Consider the following 19,930-nt stretch of genomic DNA (forward strand, 5'->3'; position numbering starts at 1 on the left):
CGCGCATCGGATACGGAATCAGGCGGCGCCGAACTCAATTCATGCGAGCATCGGCATCGTCAGGTCTACAGTGAACCTAGAAGACCTAGGATTCACGGCCCAGTGTCCGGTATCTGACATAAGTTTCCCCAACCTGAAAGGCCCAGAGGTGTCCATGGAGTTTCACATTGCACGCGGTTTCCGAGATAAATTCGACCTTCGGGATCTGCTCTTTTCCTATACCGGCAATGTGATCTTCGGCAATGTTGCGGCAAGCCGCCGCCTTGCCCAGCAGATGAACGACGCCCGCATCGCCACCGGCGGACCCACGCCGCAGGAAGACCCCAAATCCGTCGTCCACGCCGGCCAGCTCTTCGCCATGGGCCTCATCGACGAACTCAGCCACGCCGTCATCGAGCACTACCGCCTCGAGCACGATCCCGCCGTTCTCGCCGACGCCCTTAAGTGGTTCGGCAAACGCGTCGGTGAAAAAAAGGTCGACGCGCTGCTCCTCGCCTTCACAGAGCGCTTCCCCAACATCGCCGTCTACCAGAACAAGATCACCGCCGCAAAGTGGCTCGCCGGCTCCACCGAAGGCCGCCCCCACCGCGAGGTCGCGCTCGAAGAGCTCCTGCTCCTCTGGCTCGCCAACCAGAACCCGGCCTACCGGCCCTTCCGCACACTCTTCGACGACACCTCGCTCCGTCGCGACGCGCCCATCTACATCGAGTTCCAATCCGACATCGAAGCCTACTTCGAAACCCGCCCCGAGTTCGGTGACGAGGCGCGCACCCTTCTCAAGGCCCTGCGACTGCCCTTCGAAGAAGCACCCGATTCGCTCTCCAAGCAGCTCGACTACATCCGCGACAAGTGGATGCCGAAACTCGGTACTGGCGCTCGCGCCACCCTGTCCCGCACCCTCCTCGCCATCGACACGCTGCGCGAAGAAGAAGTCGCCATCTGGATGCAGTTCAACCCACCCGGCCGCAACGTCCGTCAGCACGGCTCAGTCGAGTACGGTGGCAAAGAAGGCTTCGTCGGCGACGAGTACGTAGGCTTCGAAGAGTACTGGGAAGACTTCACCGACGAAGACGGCACCGTCACACGCCGTCGCCGCTTCCGCACGCGCAGCGGTGCCCTCGTCGAAGGAGCCGTACCTCACGACTACCAGGCGCCCCTGAATGAGTACGAAGCCTTCTCGCACGACGACGCGTGGATGCCCAACGTCGTCCTCATGGCGAAGAGCACCTACGTCTGGCTCGAGCAGCTCTCCAAGAAATACCGCCGCCACATCCATCGGCTCGACCAGATCCCGCTCGAAGAGCTGCAGCTCCTCCGCGACCGCGGCATGACCGGCCTCTGGCTCATCGGCCTGTGGGAACGTTCGCGCGCCTCGCAGACCATCAAGCGTCTCCGCGGCCAGGAAGACGCCGTCGCCTCTGCCTACTCGCTCATGGACTACACGATCGCTGAAGATCTCGGCGGCGACAGCGCCTATGCAAAGTTACGCGACCTCGCCGCCACTGTAGGTCTGCGTCTCGCCAGCGACATGGTGCCCAACCACATGGGCCTCGACTCCACCTGGGTCATCGAACACCCGGAATGGTTCATCCGTCGCAGCGAGAGTCCATACCCCAACTACAGCTTTGAAGGTCCCGATCTCTCCACCGACCCGCGCGTCGAGATCAAGCTCGAGGACCACTATTTCGACCAGACGGATGCGGCTGTCGTCTATCGCATGCGCTACCGCGATGGCTCAAACCGCACCGAGTTCCTCTACCACGGCAACGACGGCACCACCTTCGCCTGGAACGACACGGCACAGCTCGACTACTCCAAGCAGAACGTCCGCGAACACGTCATCCAGGTCATCCTCGACGTCGCACGCCGCTTCCCCATCATCCGTTTCGACGCGGCCATGGTGCTCGCCAAACGTCACGTCCAGCGCCTCTGGTTCCCGCTGCCAGGGCAGGGCGGCTCCATCCCGTCACGCGCGGAAGACGCCATGACCCAGGAAGAGTTCGACGCCATCATGCCGCAGGAGTTCTGGCGTGAAGTCGTCGACCGCGTCCAGGCAGAGGTGCCTGGCACGCTCCTCCTCGCAGAAGCCTTCTGGCTCCTCGAAGGCTACTTCGTCCGCACACTCGGCATGCACCGCGTCTATAACTCGGCCTTCATGGTCATGCTGCGCGACGAAGAAAACGCAAAGTACCGCAGCTACCTCAAGAAGACCATCGAGTTCGATCCGGACATCATGAAGCGTTACGTCAACTTCATGTCCAACCCCGACGAAAAGACGGCGATCGGGCAGTTCGAAACCGGCGACAAGTTCTTCGGTGTCTCCACCATGATGGCCACCATCCCCGGCCTGCCCATGTTCGCCCACGGCCAGATCGAGGGCTACACCGAGAAGTACGGCATGGAGTACAAACAGGCCAAGTTCGATGAGTGGCCCAACGAAGAGCTCGTCGCGCGCCACATGAAAGAGATCGCGCCACTGCTGAAGAACCGCGCGCTCTTCGCGGAGAGCGAACACTTCGTCTTCTTCGACTTCTGGCTCGACAACGGCTCCGTCGATGAGAACGTCTTCGCTTATTCGAACCGCCTCGGCAACGAACGCGCACTCATCGCCTACAACAACACCATCCAGTCCACACGCGGCACCATCCACGTCTCGGCCGCCTCCATGAACAAGTGGACCGGCGACCTCTGGCAGCGCTCGCTCGCGGACGCACTCGCACTGCCGCGCGGCGATGACTTCTTCCTCGCATGGCGCGACACCGCCAGCGGTCTCGAGTACATCCGCCGCTCCAACGACCTCGTGAACGGCGGCCTCACGCTCGACCTGCGCGGCTACCAGTACGCCGTCCTGCTCGACTGGCGTGAACTGCGCGAATCCGCATCGCAGCCATGGGGACAGCTCTGCGACAGTCTCGGCGGCGCAGGCGTTCACAGCCTCGACGAAGCACTCACGCATCTGCGTCTGCGGCCTCTGACCGGCGCGCTCCGTTACGCAGTCGGAGCGGAAGCGGTCCGCATGATCGCACCCCGCGGCCAGCAGCCACTCGCAGAGACCAGGGCCACACAGCAGTGGGGTGAACGCGCAAAGTCTGTCTTCGATCGCCTGCGCGAGATCGAACCGGCAGCGCCCGCAACTGCAGCCACCTCGACCTCCTACGCAGCCGTACTGACCACACTCGCCGATGAAGCCGTGAAGGCCGTCGCAGCCGCAAAGGCCGCACACGCCCTGCCGCCACGCATGTCCATCGAAGCGCATCCTGAGGCACTGTGGACACCACTCCTCACCGTCGCAGCACTCCGTGCACTGCCGTCGCCCGTCATCACGGCACCGGAAGACAACAACATCGTCGACCGCCTGGGACTGCGCCCATCGCTCGCCGAAATCTTCTCCGAAGTCGGCGTACAGGGCGAAGACGCATGGCGAGCAGCAGCCCGCGTCCGCCTCGCACTCGCCCAGCCAAAGCTCGACACCGCAGCCTTCTGGGCTGAAGGCGACGTAACTTGGCTCGCAGGCGTCAACGAACACGAAGGCACCCGCTACATCAACCACGAAGCGCTCGAGCAACTGCTGCAGTGGCTCACCCTGACCGCCGCGCTGCAACCGGCAGGCGCAACCCCAGTGTCCATCCCCGCAGCCCAGGTCCTGAAGGCCGCAGCAGACGCAGGCTACCAGTACGACACCATGGTCACCGCACTGACCGCAGAGTCAGAAGCCGCAGCAAAGCAGTCCGCCGCGACAAAGACGCCTGCCACCAAGACTGCTGCAAAGTCCGCACCAGCAAAAGCCACCGCTGCAAAAACAACCGCTGCAAAAGCAACGGCTACGAAGACCCCTGCGACCAGGACTGAAGTAGCAACCGAGCCCACACCAACGAAGGCCGCAGCAAAGTCAACGGCAGTCAAGGCGGCACCGGCGAAGACGGCAGCGAAAAAAGCAGCCACTAAAACACCCGCAAAGAAGGCCGCAGCAAAGAAGTCCACCTCCTCACCGGCCACGTCGAAATCAACCTCGGTCCTCGAAGCCCACGCCGCAGACGGTCACACCGTCATCGACACCGCCTCGATCCCGGATATCAACGCAGCAGGGAAAAAGGCCGCAGCGAAGAAGTCCGCAAAGAAGACCACCGCACCAAAACTCTAACCAAAGACGCAGACAAGAAACCCCACACCTCGCCTCAGAGATGTGGGGTTTTTCTTTTCCGGGAGAAGTGTCAGGAAGGGAAGGGACTGGGTGCCTGGATCTCGCCCTTAGAAGGGCATCGGCCGCCAGGGATCAAACAAAACTAATAAGCAAACACATGCGGAGCAGGATAAGTAAACGTCCCATCCGACCGCTGCACGGCCAGGAACAGGCGCTTCTCCTTGTCCCCATTGATCGTCGTCGCCACCAGCAAAGTTGTTCCAAACGTCCCGGTCCCATCGCTCACACTCTTGTCCACGTGGTGCGAAAGAATCGGCCCAACCGGGCTGTACTTCGTCCAGTCTTCCGTGAACCGGGCCAGTGGATACCCGCTGTACTTCGCCGCGTGTTCCTGCCACTTGGGATCGTTCTGATAAAGCCCATAAGCCGTGGCAAAATCCTTGTTCTCAATCGCCGTAAAGAACTTGTTCACGCGGTGTTCGATCGGCAGATTGCTGAACAGCCAGCCATGGCCCGTAATGAATCCGGCCAACGTCAGGATCACCAGCGAAAAGATCAAAACACCGCCCGCAATCAGCGAACGTTCAATCAACTGCTGGCGGCGTGGGTTATAAGCAGGAGCATCAAGCAGGGTCATGTCGTGCGGTCCTTCATCTCATCGCGAGTCGTACATCTGTCTTCTGCATTAGACACCGCCACGCGGAAAATGGTCAGCCTTAACCACATCGGGTATCAACGAAAGAAATCCCGCAACAGCCGAACATCCGCCCTGATGCCATCGCCCATGTAGACCGACATCACGTCGAACCGGGTCGCAACCACCGGCATCTCACCCGGCACATGCGGCAACTGCCGCACATACGCCGCAGCCAGCCTCCGCAGGACAGCCTTCTTGTCTTCATCCACAAAGAACTCCGCGGCAAACGCGCCACCATCGTTGCGCGTCTTCACCTCCACGAAGCAAAGCATCTCGCCCTCCCAGGCAATCAGGTCCACATCGCCGGGCAGCATACTCATCGTCCATTCGCGAGCCACCACCAGGTAGCCTCGCCGCCGCAGATAGAAGTAGGCCGCACGCTCCCCATCGATGCCGCGCTGCTCCTCGGCAGGCCGCCGGCTCAGCGGCGCCCAGCGATTGTGCATCCGCTCCAGCAGCGCAAGCGAACCCTCCATCAACGCGAGCATCGGACGAGGGCGTGCCATCAAGGCCAACAGTATGTCAGCCCTTCCGGCTCGCAGTCGGCTCGGTATCGCCCATAGCGCCCACAGACTCTGACAGGACATGCAGATGATCCACCGTCAACGTCCCAATCGAAAGCTTCCCGATCCGCGCCTCCATCACCCGCAAACGCCGTATCGTCATGCAGCCCACCGCCAGCGCGCCAATCGCCATAGACCCAATGGCCAAGGCCCCAACGGCTAACGCACCAACGGCCAACGCACCGGTTGACGTAGCGCCCACGCACATTCTTTGGCTCCCAAATCTGCTCCGCATCGCATCCCCTTACACTCGTCCACCTCTCACGATCAGCTTCTCCGGCGCAACACGTTGTGATCTGCAACACCACGCAATGGCGGTCTCCGCCACGCCTTTGCAATAGCCCGAATCGCCCCGCCATCCCACCAAAGTGTTGCGCCAGCGTGCTCGTAAGTGCACACTTCGCCGTACCCAAACGTCTTCGAAAGCATCGAATCCCATGAATCTATGAATCGCGCAAAACAACTTCCCCTGGCGCACGCGCTCCTCTGCGCATGGTTGACCTGCACCACCGCAGCGCCCGCACAGCAGGGAGCCACACCGCAGAGCGCCGGCGCCGCAGCGCAGACCGGCGTTGGCGGCAGCAGTCCGCAGCAACCGCGCGGCGGCGAAGCCCCAGCCAATCAGGGCAACAGCCTCACGCCCGACCAGGGCCGCCCACAGCAGGGCCAGGCCGGCGCACCCACCAACGGTGACGGCGCCCCCAACAATCCCTCGACGCCCGCACCTCCACCGCCCGGCCGCCAGAAGATTGGCCTCGCCCTCGGCGGCGGCGGCGCCCTCGCACTCAGCGAAATCGGCGTGCTGAAGTGGATGGAAGAACACCACGTTCCGGTCGACGTCATCGCCGGCACCAGCATGGGCTCGCTTCTCGGCGCGCTCTACGCAACCGGCCACACCACCAAGCAGATGGAAGACCTCACCAGCGACGCCGTCTTCTCCAAGGTCTTTCGCATCGGCACAGACTTCCGCGACCTTAACTTCCGTCGCCGCGAAGACCAGCGCTTCCTCCCCGGCGGCTTCAACATGGGCCTCAAGAAAGGTGTCTCGCTCCGCAACGGTGTCCTGCTCGACTACGGCCTCAACCAGTTCCTCAACGCCCAGTTCCTGCCCTACGGCGCCGAGTTCTCCTTCGACCAGATGCCGTTGCCCTTCCGCTGCGTCGCGACCGATATCCTCGTCGGCCGCGAAGCCGTCTTCACCCACGGCCCACTCGCCGAAGCCGTCCGCGCCTCCATCTCCATCCCCGGCGTCTTCCCGCCGCTCGAAGATGGCGGACACATCTACGTCGACGGCGCACTCACTGAGAACCTGCCCACCGACGTCGTCAAGCGCGAACTCCACGCCGACGTCGTCCTCGCCGTCTCGCTCCCGCTCACACCTCCCGCCCAGGGCGATACCGGCTCCGTCCTCGGCATCCTTCAACGCAGCTTCTCCGTCGCCTCCTGGTCGAATGAGGTCCGATCGCGCGCACTCGCCGACGTCATCATCGAACCCATCGCACCTCCCGGCGTCGGCGCAGGCGACTACGCCAAGTCCGCCGACCTCGCCAAGGTCGGCTACGAAGCCGCCCAGAAGGTGGCGCCGCAACTCCTGAAATACGCACTTAACGACGCCGACTGGGCTCAGTACCTGCAGACCCGCACCAAACGCGAAGCCTCACCCCTGCGCAACATCGCCAAGGTCAATGTCATCGCGCCCACCTCGCGCAACGCCATCGGCGTCCGCGACACCGCCAACAACCTCCCGGGCAAGAAGCTCAACACCGACGAGATCGAAGCCAAGCTCAACGAAGTCCGCAGCGACGGCCGCTTCGAAACCGACTACTTCCTCACCACGCCCGGTCAGGTCGTCAACACCGACGTCACTGGCCCCGCCAACGAAGGTCGCAAGGTCGAAGGCCGTGAACTCCTGCACCCCGAGGAACGCCGCGGCCCCGGTGACGACAAGGCCGCTCAGCTCGTAGAGAACGCCGACAAGGGCATCAACACCGCCGGCCAGCCAGGCGCCGCCATCAGCTCCACACCCGTCAACAACAAACTGCCCGCAGGCAAACGCGAAGCCGAACCCGCCAAAGAGAAGCAGACCTTCGAAACCGTCGCACCCTCCAGCCGCGGCAAGATCGCCCTTGCCACCGCAACCCAGCCCGGCTACAAGCCCGGCGAAGGCGATGTCGATCTCAACCTATGGGTGCGCGATCGTCCCGGCGGACCGCCTTACCTCCTGCTCGGCGGCAACGTCATCGCACAGACCGGCGGCACCGCCCGCGCCACCATCGACGGCGTACTCACCATGCAGGATCTCGGCGGCTACAAATCCGAGTTCCGCACCCGCATGCGCTTTGGCTTCCTCACCCAGCTCTCGCCCGAGTACTACAAGCGCTTCGGCGACTCCAACTGGTTCGCCGCGCCACACCTCGATCTGCTCCGCACACCCGTCTACATCTGGTCTGACCAGAAGCGCATCGCCGAACGCATGTCCCTCACCGAAGGCGGCGGCCTCGACGTCGGCTACGTCGTAAGCCACTTCACAGAGCTGCGCGCCGGCTACAGCATCAACCACCAGGTCTGGCACACCACCACCGGCTCCGACGGCCTGCCAAACTTCCAGGGCAACGTGCAGACCGCACGCATCCAGTACCGCTTCAACGGCCAGGACCGCGCCATGGTCCCGCGCCACGGCCTCCGCGTCGATGCCACGGCGGGCTACCAGTTCAATACCACCCGCAGCGAAAACGCACCGCGCCTCGAAGGCACCACCACCTACTTCCGCGACATCGGCCACGGCAACACGCTGTCCTTCTCCTTCGAAGGCGGCACCATGTTCCGCCGCCAGGTAGCGGATCCCTTCCGCTTCACCCTCGGCGGTCCGCTGCGTCTCACAGCCTCCTCCTTCGACGAGTACCGCGGAACGGACTACATCTTCGCCCGGCCCGCCTACTTCCGCCGCATCGCCGAACTGCCCCAGCCCCTCGGCCAAAGCATCTACGTCGTCGGCACCTACGAGCTAGGCCGCATCTACTCCCCCGGCCTCGGCGTCACGCCCGCCCGCACCGTCATGCGCCAGGATGTCTTCTTCGGCCTCGCCGCAGAAACCCCGCTCGGGGCCGTAACCTTCGGACCAGCCATCGGCTCCGACGGCCACCGCAAACTAGTCTTCACCCTCGGCCGCTTCTTCTAGACACCACCAACCCCGGGTGCCGGGTGCCCCATTCATGACAGCTCCATCGTCATGAGTGGGAATCGCGCAATGCGCGACCGCTCTACCAACCCGCTGCCGCAGCTTTGAACAAAGCCCCGGAACAATTCCCACCTCAGACCGTATCTAGTCCCAGAGGATCCCAAGAGTGACCAAACTAATCGCCATCGAAGAACACTTCCTCACCCCCGAAATCCGGGCAGCATGGGCAGCCTCCACCATCGGCCAGGAAGGCACCAACAGCTTCGACCGTGGCGAAATCGAAGCCCGCCTCGACGACCTTGGACTGACAAGACTGGAACTCATGGACGAGGCCGGCGTCGACGTCCAGGTCCTCTCCGTCACCACCCCGGCCCTCCACAACCTCGAACCCCGGCAAAGCGTCGACCTCGCACGCCAGACCAACGATCTCCTCGCCGCAACCGTCGCAAAGCATCCGACTCGCTTTCAGGCCTTCGCCCTTCTCCCCACCGCATCCCCGTCCGAAGCAGCACTCGAACTCGAACGATCAGTGACCCAACTCGGCTTCAACGGCACCATGCTCTGCGGTCGCACCCGCGATAAGAACCTCGATCACGCAGACCTGCGGCCCATCTTCGCAACCGCCGCAAAACTCGGCGCACCTGTCTTCATCCACCCGCAGATCCCGCAGCGTTCTGTCCGTGACGCGCTCTACTCCGGCTTCGGCGAACCCATCGATACCGCGTTTGCCGCCTTCGGTCTCGGCTGGCACTACGAGGCCGGCATCCAGTTCGTGCGACTCATCCTGGCCGGCGTCTTCGACGAATTTCCGACTCTGCAGATCATCCTCGGTCACTGGGGTGAAGTCGTCCTCTTCTACCTCGAACGCCTCAACTCCCTCGCGCGCGTCACCAAACTCCAGCGCCCCATCGCCGACTACTTCCGCCACAACCTCTACGTCACCGGTAGCGGCATGAATAGCCAGGACTATCTCCAACGCTCCTTGCAAATCGTCGGCCCGGAACGCATCTTCTTCTCCACCGACTACCCCTACCAGTACCGCCCCGGCCGCCAGGCACGCACCTTCCTCGAAGACCTCACACTCCCGCACGAGCAAAAGACCCTCTTCGCCCACGGCAACTGGGACCGCCTGACCGCATCCATCAAGCGCTAGCAGCCTCCACACAGACCGGGTGCCCCACCTTCACGAGCTAAGGTGGGGATTCGTGCAAAGCAAGAACCGTTCGTCACACGCCGACTAATCCCCAGGCCCACCAAAATCGGGTGCCCCATTCATGACGGCCTCATCGTCATGAGTGGGCATTCGCGCAAAGCGCGAACCTCCTTCGGAGGGGCATGGCTTTAGCCATGCCATATCAATCCAAAGAGAGGCCCGGCTTCAGCCGCTGAGGGATTTCAACTATGACTGCAGCTTCGTCATGATTGGGGCTCGCTTCCCCAGCAAGACACCGTCACCGGGTGCCCCATTCATGACGGCCTTATCGTCATGAGTGGGCATTCGCGCAAAGCGCGAACCTCTTTCGGAGGGGCATGGCTTTAGCCATGCCGTATCAATCCAAAGAGAGGCCCGGCTTCAGCCGCTGAGGAATTCTCCTCTTGAAACAGACCGTGCATTTCGCGGTAAGGCCACCGTAACAACCGAAAGAATTCCTGCGGCCTTCCAGCCACCCATCCGTCTATCTCTCCACAGCGTCATAATCTGCCGTCCTTCTGGAGACCCACCATGTTTCGTCGCGCCAACTCGGCCACAGCCGTCGCACTTCTGCTCACGGCAGCGCTCACCTTCGCACAAGCACCCGCAGGCCAGCGCGGCCCGGGCGGTCCGGGCGGTCCGGGCGGCCCGCAGCAGCCGCCACCGCCGCCCACCGCAGGCGCCAAACTTGAACTGACAGAAGGTTCGTCCGCCTCCTACCGCGTCACTGAGCAGTTCGTCGGTATCGACTTCCCGAACGACGCCGTCGGATCCAGCGATAAGGTCACCGGCCACATCGACATCCTGCCAGACGGCAGCGTCGCACCCGGCTCCAAAATGGTCGTAGACCTCAAGGCCCTTACCAGCGACCAGACCATGCGTGACGGCTACATCCGCAACCGCACCCTTGAAACTGAGAAGTTTCCTGAGGCAGTCTTCGTCCCCACCGCCATCACCGGCGTGCCCAAAATGGTGCCCTCCACCGGCCAGCTCGGCGTCTCCCTCACCGGCAACCTCACCATCCACGGCGTCACCAAGCCCGTCACCTTCAAGGGCATCGCCACCATCGACGCCCGCTCCAGCACCGTCGCCGGCCGCGCCCTCACCACCTTCACCTTCGTAGACTTCGGCCTCACCAAGCCCTCCATCGGCCGCCTCGCCAACGTAGAAGACAAGATCACCATCGAGCTCGTCTACAAATTCAAACGCAGCTAATAACAGCATCTTCCAACCACCAAACCGGGTGCCCCACTCATGACAGCCTCATCGTCATGAGTGGGTATCGCGCGACAGCGCGACTTCTTCTCGTCCCAGACCCTCCGAGGTCTCTAGGACCACCACAAACCCGGGTGCCCCACCTTCGCGAAGCTAGGTGGGGATTCGTGCAAAGCACGAACCGCACTCACCCAAAGCCCTCTACAAAATCAACGAGAACCACAAACCGGGTGCCCCATTCATGACAGCCCCATCGTCATGAGTGGGTATCGCGCGAAAGCGCGACTTCTTGCGGAGAGGCATGGCCTAAGCCATGCCATGAACCCACCTCAAAAGAAGCGGCTTAAGCCGCCGAAGACACCCGCCAAACCAAATCAAGGAAAGCGTCACAAAGTGCCTATACTGGCCCCACCATGCGAAGACTCCTACTCTCGCTCCTGTTCCTTACCATCGCAAGCGCCAAAGCTCAGTACCAACCAGGCCCAGACTCCCAGGTCCAGAACGTCCCGCACGGCATCGTCGAAAAGCTGGTCCTGGCCCCAGGCAAGTTCTACCCCGGCACCCCGCACAACTACGCCATCTATCTCCCGGCCAACGCGCCGGCCACGCCGCTGCCGTACATGATCTTCCTCGACGGCACCAGCTACCTCGGCAATAACCTGCGAGCAGCGAACGTCCTCGATAACCTCATCGCCGCAAAGCAGATCCCGCCCATGGCCGCCATCTTCGTCGACCCCGGCATCCTGCCCGCCATCCGCCCCGACGCACAGAACCGCTACGAACGCATCTTCGAATACGACTCGCTGTCAGCGCGTTACGTAAACTTCCTCGAAGAGGAGCTGATCCCCGCCGTAGCGAAGAAGCACACACTCTCCACCAACCCCGACGAGCACGCCATCGGCGGCACCAGCACCGGGGCAGTAGGAGCCTTCGTAGCCGCATGGCACCGGCCCGACCAGTTCCACCGCGTCCTCTCCCTCATCGGCACCTACGTCGCCATGAAGGGCGCAGACACCCTGCCCGAACTCGTTCGCAAGACCGAGGCAAGGCCCATCCGCATCTGGATGCAGGACGGCGCCAACGACCACATCACGCCCGACCAGCCCTACGGCACCTTCTACGCAGGCACCTGGCCCCGCGCCAACCAGCTCCTCTTCGACGCCCTCCAGTTCCAGGGCTACGACGCGAAGCTAACCATCGGCACAGGCGGCCACGACACCAAACAGGGCGGGGCAGAGCTACCCGAAGCCCTCCGCTGGCTATGGCGCGACTACACCCCCGAACACGGCATAGGCAAGATCGAGCCCCACCCACCCGCAGCGCTAGGCAAAGCCGGCTGGGACACCCGAGGCAGCGTCTGGGCTACCGTTGACGCCATCGGAAACTGGGAGCCGGCGAAGGAGAAAGTCCTCGAAGCACGAGCAATCACCGCTGCCAACATCCACTACCTCGCGGACGGCCACGGCCACATCCTCTGGTCGTCAACGCTCAAGCCGGGGCAGGAAGGCCAGGTCGCCTCACCAGCCCTGAAGGCCGACGCCGTCGCCCTCTCGCCGGACCAGGCAATGCTCATCGTCACCGACCCCGAACACCGCCACCAGTGGTCCATGCAGTTGCAGGCAGACGGCACACCTGCCAACGCCGAACCCTTCTACCGACTCGAAGTCCTCGATGACGACGGTGGAGCGAAAGGCGCAGCCGTCGACGCCCTCGGCCAGGTCTACTTCGCCACCGCCGTGGGCATCCAGGTCTGCGAGGCAAGCGGCCGGGTCGCCATGATCCTGAACAGCCCGGTACCGGACAAAACGGTCGACGCCGTAGCCTTCGGCGGCCCAGATCGGGAATGGCTCTACGCCGTAGCCGACGGCAAACTCTTCCGCCGCAAAATGAAGGTGCACGCAGCCCCCATCGACAAGCCGGAGAAGCCTCCGCAGCCGCCACTTTAGCGACGATGTACGCTTTGGAGACTGAGACGATTCATTTCATGCAGAACAAGGGAGAAAAATGATCAAAATTCTACTCGGATTGGTGTTGTGTGGTGCTAGTGCGTTGGGTTCGCGGGGTGCGCACGCGCAGGGTGTCATCCCGCCAACCGGAACAGCCGTAACCCCATTCAGCTCCGTCATTCGCATGGGCGACACCGTCTACGTCAGCGGCTCCGTCGGTGCCGATCGAGCAACCGGCAAGCCACCCGCAGACGCAGCGGTCGAAGCCGCAAAGATGCTCGACTCCGTAAAAACGCTGCTGACAAAAGAAGGCATGACCATGGATGATCTGGTCACGGTAACTATCTTCTGTACGGACATGAATCTCTACGCAACCTTCAACAAGGTCTACATCACTTACTTCCATCAGCCCTTTCCCGCACGCGCCTTTATCGGTGCGAAAGAGTTAGTTCTCGGAGCCCACTTCGAGATCATGGGCGTCGCGCAAAAGGGTGCAGCAGCCACGAAGACCGCAGGCACGAAGTAGGAAGAGCGTAGCAAATAGCAAGGGCCGCGAATAATTCGCGGCCCTTGCTATTTCACAAACGTTCACTTACTTTTCGATCGTCTTCATACCACCCTCGTTATACCGATCGCCCGCAATTGCATGGACCGGAACCGCAGCTTCGATCTCCGCAACCTCTTCCGGAGTAAGCTTTACGTCCAGAGCCGCGACATTCTCCTCGAGATACTTACGGCGCTTCGTTCCAGGGATCGGGGCAATGTCATCACCCTTCGCAAAGACCCAAGCCAGTGCAAGCTGCCCCGGCTTGATGCCCTTACGTTCCGCGATGTCGGTAAGGCGGTTCACAATCAACTGGTTCTTATCCAGATTGTCCCCGGCAAAGCGCGGATAGCGCACCTTACGGAAGTCCTTGCTATCTAACTCGGTATCCTTGGTAATCGTGCCGGTGAGGAAGCCGCGGCCCAACGGAGAGTAGGGAACGAAGCCAATCCCAAGCTCACGCAGCGTCGGCAGGATCTCCTCCTCCACCTCACGCGACCAGATGGAATACTCCGTCTGCAGCGCCGTGATCGGATGCACCTTGTGCGCACGCCGAATGGTCGCAGCCGACGCTTCGCTCAGGCCCAGGTACTTGACCTTGCCTTCTTTGACTAACTCCGCCATCGCGCCAACGGTCTCTTCAATCGGCGTATCCGGATCCACGCGATGCTGATAGTACAAATCGATATGATCCAGCCCCAGCCGCGTCAGTGAAGCATCGCACGCCTGCTTCACATACTCCGGCTTGCCACTGATGCCCCAGTAATCCGGCTTCGACTTATCGCGCAGGTTCGCAAACTTCGTGGCGAGAAAGACCTCGTCGCGCCGTGACTTGATCGTCTTGCCGACCAACTCCTCGTTATCGCCAAACCCATAGACATCAGCTGTGTCCAGAAACGTAACGCCAAGGTCCAGCGCACGCAGCAGCGTCGCGGCAGACTCTTCATCATTTCGCTCGCCATAGAACTCGCTCATGCCCATGCAGCCCAGGCCCTCGCGCGAAACGACGGCCCCCTGTGTTCCCAGCTTGATCTTTTCAATCGCCATAGGCCATTGGATGCCGCGCGACCTCGCGCGATTCCCATGGCGCAATTCGTCCAGCATCCCGTAGCAATTGCGGACCGTTTTTCCACGACGCGTCGCGCCGTAGAATGTGGAGATGGGCCGTATCCGCGTACTCTCCGACCAGGTGGCGAACCAGATTGCCGCGGGCGAGGTGGTGGAGCGGCCTGCGTCGGTTGTAAAGGAACTGCTGGAAAATGCCGTGGATGCTGGCGCGACGCGCATCCGCATTGAAGTCGAAGGCGGCGGCCGCAAGCTTATCCGCATCGTCGACAACGGCCATGGCATGGTGCGCGATGACGCGATGCTCGCCTTTGAACGTCACGCCACCAGCAAGCTGCGCTCCGCCGATGACCTCCTGCACATCGCAACGCTGGGCTTCCGCGGTGAAGCTCTGCCGTCCATCGCCTCCGTCGCGCGCGTAGAACTCGACACCCGTTCCGAAGAAGACGCAGTCGGTACGCGCATCGAAATCCACGGCGGCAAGATGACGAAGGTGGAAGACGTCGGCGTACCCGTCGGCACCACCATCGCCATCAGGGACCTCTTCTTCAACGTCCCCGCGCGGAAGAAGTTCCTGAAGTCCGAGCCGACTGAGTTATCGCATGTCGCCGCGTTGGTTACGCATTACGCGTTGGCCCACCCGGAGAAGCACTTCGAATTACACTCCGCAACGCACGCCTTATTAGTCGCGCCAGCAGTCCGCGATGCCAGCGAGCGCCTCTATCAGATCCTCGGCAGCGATATCTCGCGCGACATGCTGCCCTGCGCCGCAGAGGTCGACTTCACCCGCGCCGGCCTCCCCGAACCGCCACCATGGCGTCGCGAAGAAGACTATGTAGCTCCCGAGCCCGGCTATCTCCGTGTCCGTGGCTTTGTCTCAAAGCCCGAGTTACAAAAACTCAACCGGGGCTCCATCTATGTCTTCGTCAACGGACGCCAGGTGCGCGACCGGCTGATCCTGCACGCACTCACCGAGGCCTACAAGAACATCCTCCCGCCCACATCCTTCCCGGTGGTGTTGTTGTTCCTCGAGATGCCCGCCGCCGAAGTCGACGTAAACGTGCATCCGGCCAAGACAGAAGTACGCTTCCGCCAATCCAGCTTTGTACATGACTTCGTGCGCGACACCGTTCGCAACACAGTACTCAAAGCACGCCCGGCAGCCAGTTTCCTAAGTGCCATCGCGCCCTCGCCGCGCATCGGCCTGCTCGACGGACAGGACTCGATCGAACTCGACCCCGTGCTCCGTGGCCCCGGCCCCGGCAGTGACGCTCCCTGGAGCGAACACCAGATTCGCGAGGCCTCTGAAGAGGACGATCGCCAGAAGATCGAGCGCTCCTTCGGGCCCATCGAACCCACCGAAGTCGACAGCTTCTCGCTTACCGTAAAAGCCCTCCCGGCAGTTCCAGGGCGACTTACCTTCGGTGAACTCCCAAACACGCAGTATCTTCGCGACAGTCCGGCCCCGCCCGCGCAGGCATGGAACACACATCTTCGTAACGCCGACTTACCCGACGCTCACGGAGAGACCCATCTCCCCATCGGCACAGCAACACGGGCGCCCGCCGCGGAACGCATCGAAGATACCGCCAACTTAGCCGGTCTAAGTGGCCTGCGCCCGCTCGGCCAGGTGCAGAATTCATTTATCCTCGCCGTCAACGAAGAGGGCCTCTGGATCATCGACCAACACGTAGCGCACGAGCGTATCCTCTTCGAAAAAGTACTCCGCGAGCGCCAGGTCGAACGCGTGCAGCGCCAGCGCCTGTTGATGCCGCTCCTGATCGACTTAGTCCCGGCGCAGATGGCGAACTTCGCAGGCATGGCCGACGAACTCAACCGCAACGGCTTTGAAGCCGAACCCTTCGGCCCACGAACCCTCGCAGTGAAGTCCGCCCCGGTCGGCCTCGAAGGCAAAGAGCTCGAGCTAACCCTCGCCGAGCTGCTCCAGACAGACGACGATGCCGCTCAGGCCGACAACATGGAGACCCGCGCCCGCCGCATCGCAGCATCCATCGCCTGCCACGCCGCGGTCAAGATCAACATGCCCCTCGAAACTAGCAAAATGCAGTGGCTGCTCGACGAACTGGGAAAAACTGAAAATCCTATGGCATGTCCGCACGGCAGACCCATCGCTTTGCGGTATTCTCATAAGGAGATCCAACGCGCCTTCCAGCGTATTTAGCTGAGGGCAGCCTGGCACGCCATCGGCGCTCGCACCTTGCGGAGCCCGGGCGTTCTTCTACGAACCATGCGGTTCCTCTAGAACGAAGCGGACGACACGCTTCCTAAGTCGACACAATGCTTGCCTGCGGCCGGGTTACCTCCGGTCCCATCCATGTCATCGTTCGCAGGTACGAGCATCCCTGATGCTCCGAAAAAAAGAGTTGCTATCCGGCGCTAGCCCCAGCACTCTGGCCTACATCCAACACAGCACGCAGGCAGCAGCGCGGGTCGTCTCCGCGTATTTTTGCTGGTCTTGCGCATACGAACCGCGCCGTGCCACATGAGCCGGCAGCGCCGAAAGAAGGACTACCCCATGGCATCCATGCCAGACAGCGTCACCCCCAGCCAACTCAACCTTGCACGCATTGCCCTCTGGCATCAGAACGGCGACGCCCTGCGCACCATGGACGATGCCCGCACGTGGCTTGATGCCGCGGGCCTTGTGCCGTACTACCCGCACGCACAGTTCGCTGCATCGCCGCAGCCCAGCTTCGCCGAGGCCATCCTTGGCCGCCCTGAAAATGGATGGGTGCCAAAGACAGCTGGCAGCCCCAGCGAGGATGAGTCCTACGCGGTAGCCGTCGAAGATGAGGCGGATGAAGACTTCGAAGACGACGAAGAAGAAGAGGACGACGAAGAGTCCGAAGAAGACGAAGAAGAAGGCGAGGACGAGGAGTCGAAGGGCTGGACTCCGGAAGCCGCTGATCCCGAAGTCATGCTGACCACGGAAGATGAGATCGCCGAAGATGAGGGCGATGAGATCGCCGAGCAGGACCGCATCGACGCAGAGGGCAACCCGCTGCCGAACGATGCCGCTGCTGAGGAAGCAGCCGAACCGGAAGTCGATCCCATCAACGGCTTCTCCGCCGAAGAGAAAGAGACCGTCAGCCGCACACTTGCACGCATGGTCGCCGAGGGTTCCGCCGTGCCGCTGAACCTGCTGGGTTCCACCACCGGCGAGCCGGACTATGTCTGCTCCTCGCAGGCATTCTCGTTTGTCTACACGCTCCGTGGCGATAAAAACTGGAAGCAGGAGCCCGCGCAGACCGGTTCCATGCGCGTTTCGCCGCTCGCTGTAAAGGTTTACGAAGTTCTCAAGGAGAAGGGCGCACTCGCGCCGCATGAGCTGACCCACGAGCTTGGGCAGGGCGTCAACGACGCCGCCATCCTGCGCGCCCTTAGCGAACTGTGGGCGATTCAGCGCGTGATCCCTGTTCCCGACCCAGACGGTGCACCCTCCAAGTGGGAGCTGATGAGCGGCCGCTTCGTCCGTCATCTCAAGGCCGGTGCCAACGCTGGTCAGCCCACGGCTCTCTCCGCGCTGCTGTCGCTCTACCTGTCGCAGGCCGTTGCTGCAACCAGCGATGAGATGGAGATCTTCCTCTCACCGCTGGCAGCGCGTTCGCGCGTTCGCGAAGTCGTTAGCGCTCTCGCATCTTCGCGCCAGCTTGAATCCACCGTCATCAACGGCAAGACGCTGCTGTACATCCCCGGCGCGCTCGATGTCCTGCCCGCAGATGCAACGGTCGCTCCGGCCTTTACGTCGGCGCCGCGTTCGCGTTACGAAGATGACGACCGCCGCCACATGATTGAAGAGCGCGCAGCGCGCTTTGCAGCAGAGGGTGGAGCGCCGGAAGAGCGTCATCCCGCACGCACCGGCAGCTATCCTGTGCGCCGTCCCGCCGCAGCAGGCGAACGTCCGGCACCGCGCCGCGAAGGTGGCTTCGGTGGTCCCCGTCGCGAGGGTGGTTTCGCTCCCCGTCGCGAAGGCGGCTTCGCACCGCAGCGTCGCACCGGTGGATTTGCCGCCGGCGGCGATCGCGAGCGCCGTCCGTTTACGCGTCCTGACAACGCAGCCGCTCCGTCGGACAGCCAGCGCAACGAGTTTGCACGGCCCTGGGACCAGGATCGCAAGCCGTTCACGCCGCGTGAGGGTGGCGCGGAGCGTCGTCCCTTCACTCCGCGCGAAGGTGGCGAACGCCGTCCCTTCACACCGCGCGAAGGTGGTGAGCGTCGCCCATTCACGCCTCGTGAGGGTGGCAGCCGTCCCAGCTTCGGTGCACGTCCTTCCTTCGGCGATCGCAAGCCGTTCACGCCTCGCGAGGGTGGCGAGCGTCGTCCGTTCACTCCCCGCGAAGGCGGTGCAGAGCGCCGTCCCTTCACGCCTCGTGAGGGCGGTGAGCGTCGTCCGTTCACTCCTCGTGAGGGTGGCAGCCGTCCCAGCTTCGGTGCGCGTCCTTCGTTCGGAGATCGTAAGCCGTTCACGCCCCGCGAAGGTGGCGAGCGTCGTCCGTTCACTCCCCGTGAAGGTGGTGCAGAACGCCGTCCCTTCACGCCTCGTGAGGGCGGTGAGCGTCGTCCGTTCACTCCTCGTGAAGGTGGCAGCCGTCCCAGCTTCGGTGCACGTCCCTCCTTCGGCGATCGCAAGCCCTTCACACCGCGTGAAGGTGGCGAACGTCGTCCGTTTACGCCCCGCGAAGGTGGCGGTGATCGTAAGCCGTTCGCTCCCCGTGGCGACCGTCCGTTTACGCCGCGCGGTGACCGTCCCTTCACGCCACGTGAGGGTGGCGAGCGTCGTCCGTTCACGCCTCGCGAAGGCGGTGGCGATCGTAAGCCGTTCGCTCCTCGTGGAGATCGTCCGTTCACGCCGCGTGGTGATGGCGAACGTCGCCCCTTCACACCTCGTGAGGGCGGCAGCCGTCCCTTCACCCCACGTGAGGGCGGCAGCCGTCCCTTCACCCCACGTGAGGGTGGTAGCCGTCCCTTTACACCGCGCGAGGGTGGCAGCCGTCCCTTCACACCTCGTGGTGATGGTCGTCCGTCCTTCGGTGACCGCAAGCCGTTCACGCCGCGTGGCGATGGTGAGCGTCGTCCTTTCACTCCGCGTGAGGGTGGCAGCCGGCCGTCGTCTGGCGACCGCAAGCCCTTCACACCTCGCGAAGGCGGCAGCCGCCCGTCGTTCGGCGGGCGCCCATCCTCTGGTCCGCGCAAGCCTGGTTTTGGTGGCAAGCCTTCCTTCGGCGGCGCACCCCGCCGCCGTCCGGAATAACGATCGGCGTCACAATCGGAAAAGAAGAGGCCTCCCATCGCGGGAGGCCTTTTCCATGTGCGCCAATCCGTCGATCCGCAACCATGGCAAGCGCCGGTTTACGGCAGAATAGAAAGT

The 19,930-nt window shown here is 62.7% G+C and carries 12 protein-coding genes; 8 read left to right on the forward strand and 4 right to left on the reverse strand.

Annotated features, from left to right (window positions below; all coding sequences use genetic code 11):
- Positions 1–154 precede the first annotated feature (154 nt).
- A complete protein-coding gene (locus TERRO_RS03385; RefSeq protein WP_014784599.1) occupies positions 155–4,141 on the forward strand; it encodes an alpha-amylase family glycosyl hydrolase in 3,987 nt (1,328 codons plus the stop codon).
- Between the two features lie 142 nt (positions 4,142–4,283).
- On the opposite strand, the gene TERRO_RS03390 is transcribed toward TERRO_RS03385, so the two are convergent.
- The 3 genes from TERRO_RS03390 to TERRO_RS03400 all read right to left on the reverse strand — a co-directional run bounded on the left by TERRO_RS03390 (position 4,284) and on the right by TERRO_RS03400 (position 5,609).
- Positions 4,284–4,778, reverse strand: a complete 495-nt coding sequence (locus TERRO_RS03390; protein WP_014784600.1) for a hypothetical protein — start codon at positions 4,776–4,778, stop codon at positions 4,284–4,286.
- A gap of 95 nt (positions 4,779–4,873) precedes the next feature.
- A complete protein-coding gene (locus tag TERRO_RS03395) occupies positions 4,874–5,344 on the reverse strand; it encodes a YraN family protein (protein ID WP_245536206.1) in 471 nt (156 codons plus the stop codon).
- A gap of 16 nt (positions 5,345–5,360) precedes the next feature.
- Complete coding sequence (locus tag TERRO_RS03400; protein ID WP_014784602.1) at positions 5,361–5,609, reverse strand: hypothetical protein; 249 nt, start codon at positions 5,607–5,609, stop codon at positions 5,361–5,363.
- Between the two features lie 237 nt (positions 5,610–5,846).
- On the opposite strand from TERRO_RS03400, the gene TERRO_RS03405 reads away from it, so the two are divergent.
- The 5 genes from TERRO_RS03405 (at position 5,847) to TERRO_RS03425 (ending at position 13,458) form a co-directional block, all read left to right on the forward strand.
- A complete protein-coding gene (locus tag TERRO_RS03405) occupies positions 5,847–8,579 on the forward strand; it encodes a patatin-like phospholipase family protein (protein ID WP_014784603.1) in 2,733 nt (910 codons plus the stop codon).
- Positions 8,580–8,745: 166 nt separating this feature from the next.
- The gene (locus TERRO_RS03410) at positions 8,746–9,732 is read left to right on the forward strand and encodes an amidohydrolase family protein (RefSeq protein WP_014784604.1); all 987 of its coding nucleotides are present in this window, start codon (positions 8,746–8,748) and stop codon (positions 9,730–9,732) included.
- 570 nt (positions 9,733–10,302) lie between these two features.
- Complete coding sequence (locus tag TERRO_RS03415) at positions 10,303–10,986, forward strand: YceI family protein (protein WP_014784605.1); 684 nt, start codon at positions 10,303–10,305, stop codon at positions 10,984–10,986.
- Positions 10,987–11,399: 413 nt separating this feature from the next.
- The gene (locus TERRO_RS21795; RefSeq protein ID WP_014784606.1) at positions 11,400–12,932 is read left to right on the forward strand and encodes an alpha/beta hydrolase-fold protein; all 1,533 of its coding nucleotides are present in this window, start codon (positions 11,400–11,402) and stop codon (positions 12,930–12,932) included.
- Positions 12,933–12,990: 58 nt separating this feature from the next.
- Positions 12,991–13,458 carry a RidA family protein gene (locus TERRO_RS03425; protein WP_014784607.1) on the forward strand — a complete coding sequence of 156 codons (468 nt, stop codon included), beginning with the start codon at positions 12,991–12,993 and terminating at the stop codon, positions 13,456–13,458.
- 66 nt (positions 13,459–13,524) lie between these two features.
- Here TERRO_RS03425 and TERRO_RS03430 read toward each other — a convergent pair whose 3' ends face one another.
- Complete coding sequence (locus TERRO_RS03430; protein ID WP_014784608.1) at positions 13,525–14,523, reverse strand: aldo/keto reductase; 999 nt, start codon at positions 14,521–14,523, stop codon at positions 13,525–13,527.
- A gap of 112 nt (positions 14,524–14,635) precedes the next feature.
- Here TERRO_RS03430 and mutL point away from each other — a divergent pair, with 112 nt between their 5' ends.
- Together mutL and TERRO_RS21800 are read left to right on the forward strand one after the other, a co-directional pair.
- Complete coding sequence (mutL, locus tag TERRO_RS03435) at positions 14,636–16,723, forward strand: DNA mismatch repair endonuclease MutL (protein WP_014784609.1); 2,088 nt, start codon at positions 14,636–14,638, stop codon at positions 16,721–16,723.
- 354 nt (positions 16,724–17,077) lie between these two features.
- Positions 17,078–19,813, forward strand: a complete 2,736-nt coding sequence (locus tag TERRO_RS21800; RefSeq protein WP_014784610.1) for a hypothetical protein — start codon at positions 17,078–17,080, stop codon at positions 19,811–19,813.
- Positions 19,814–19,930 lie beyond the last annotated feature (117 nt).

This window comes from Terriglobus roseus DSM 18391, from assembly GCF_000265425.1.
Taxonomy (GTDB): Bacteria; Acidobacteriota; Terriglobia; order Terriglobales; family Acidobacteriaceae; genus Terriglobus; species Terriglobus roseus.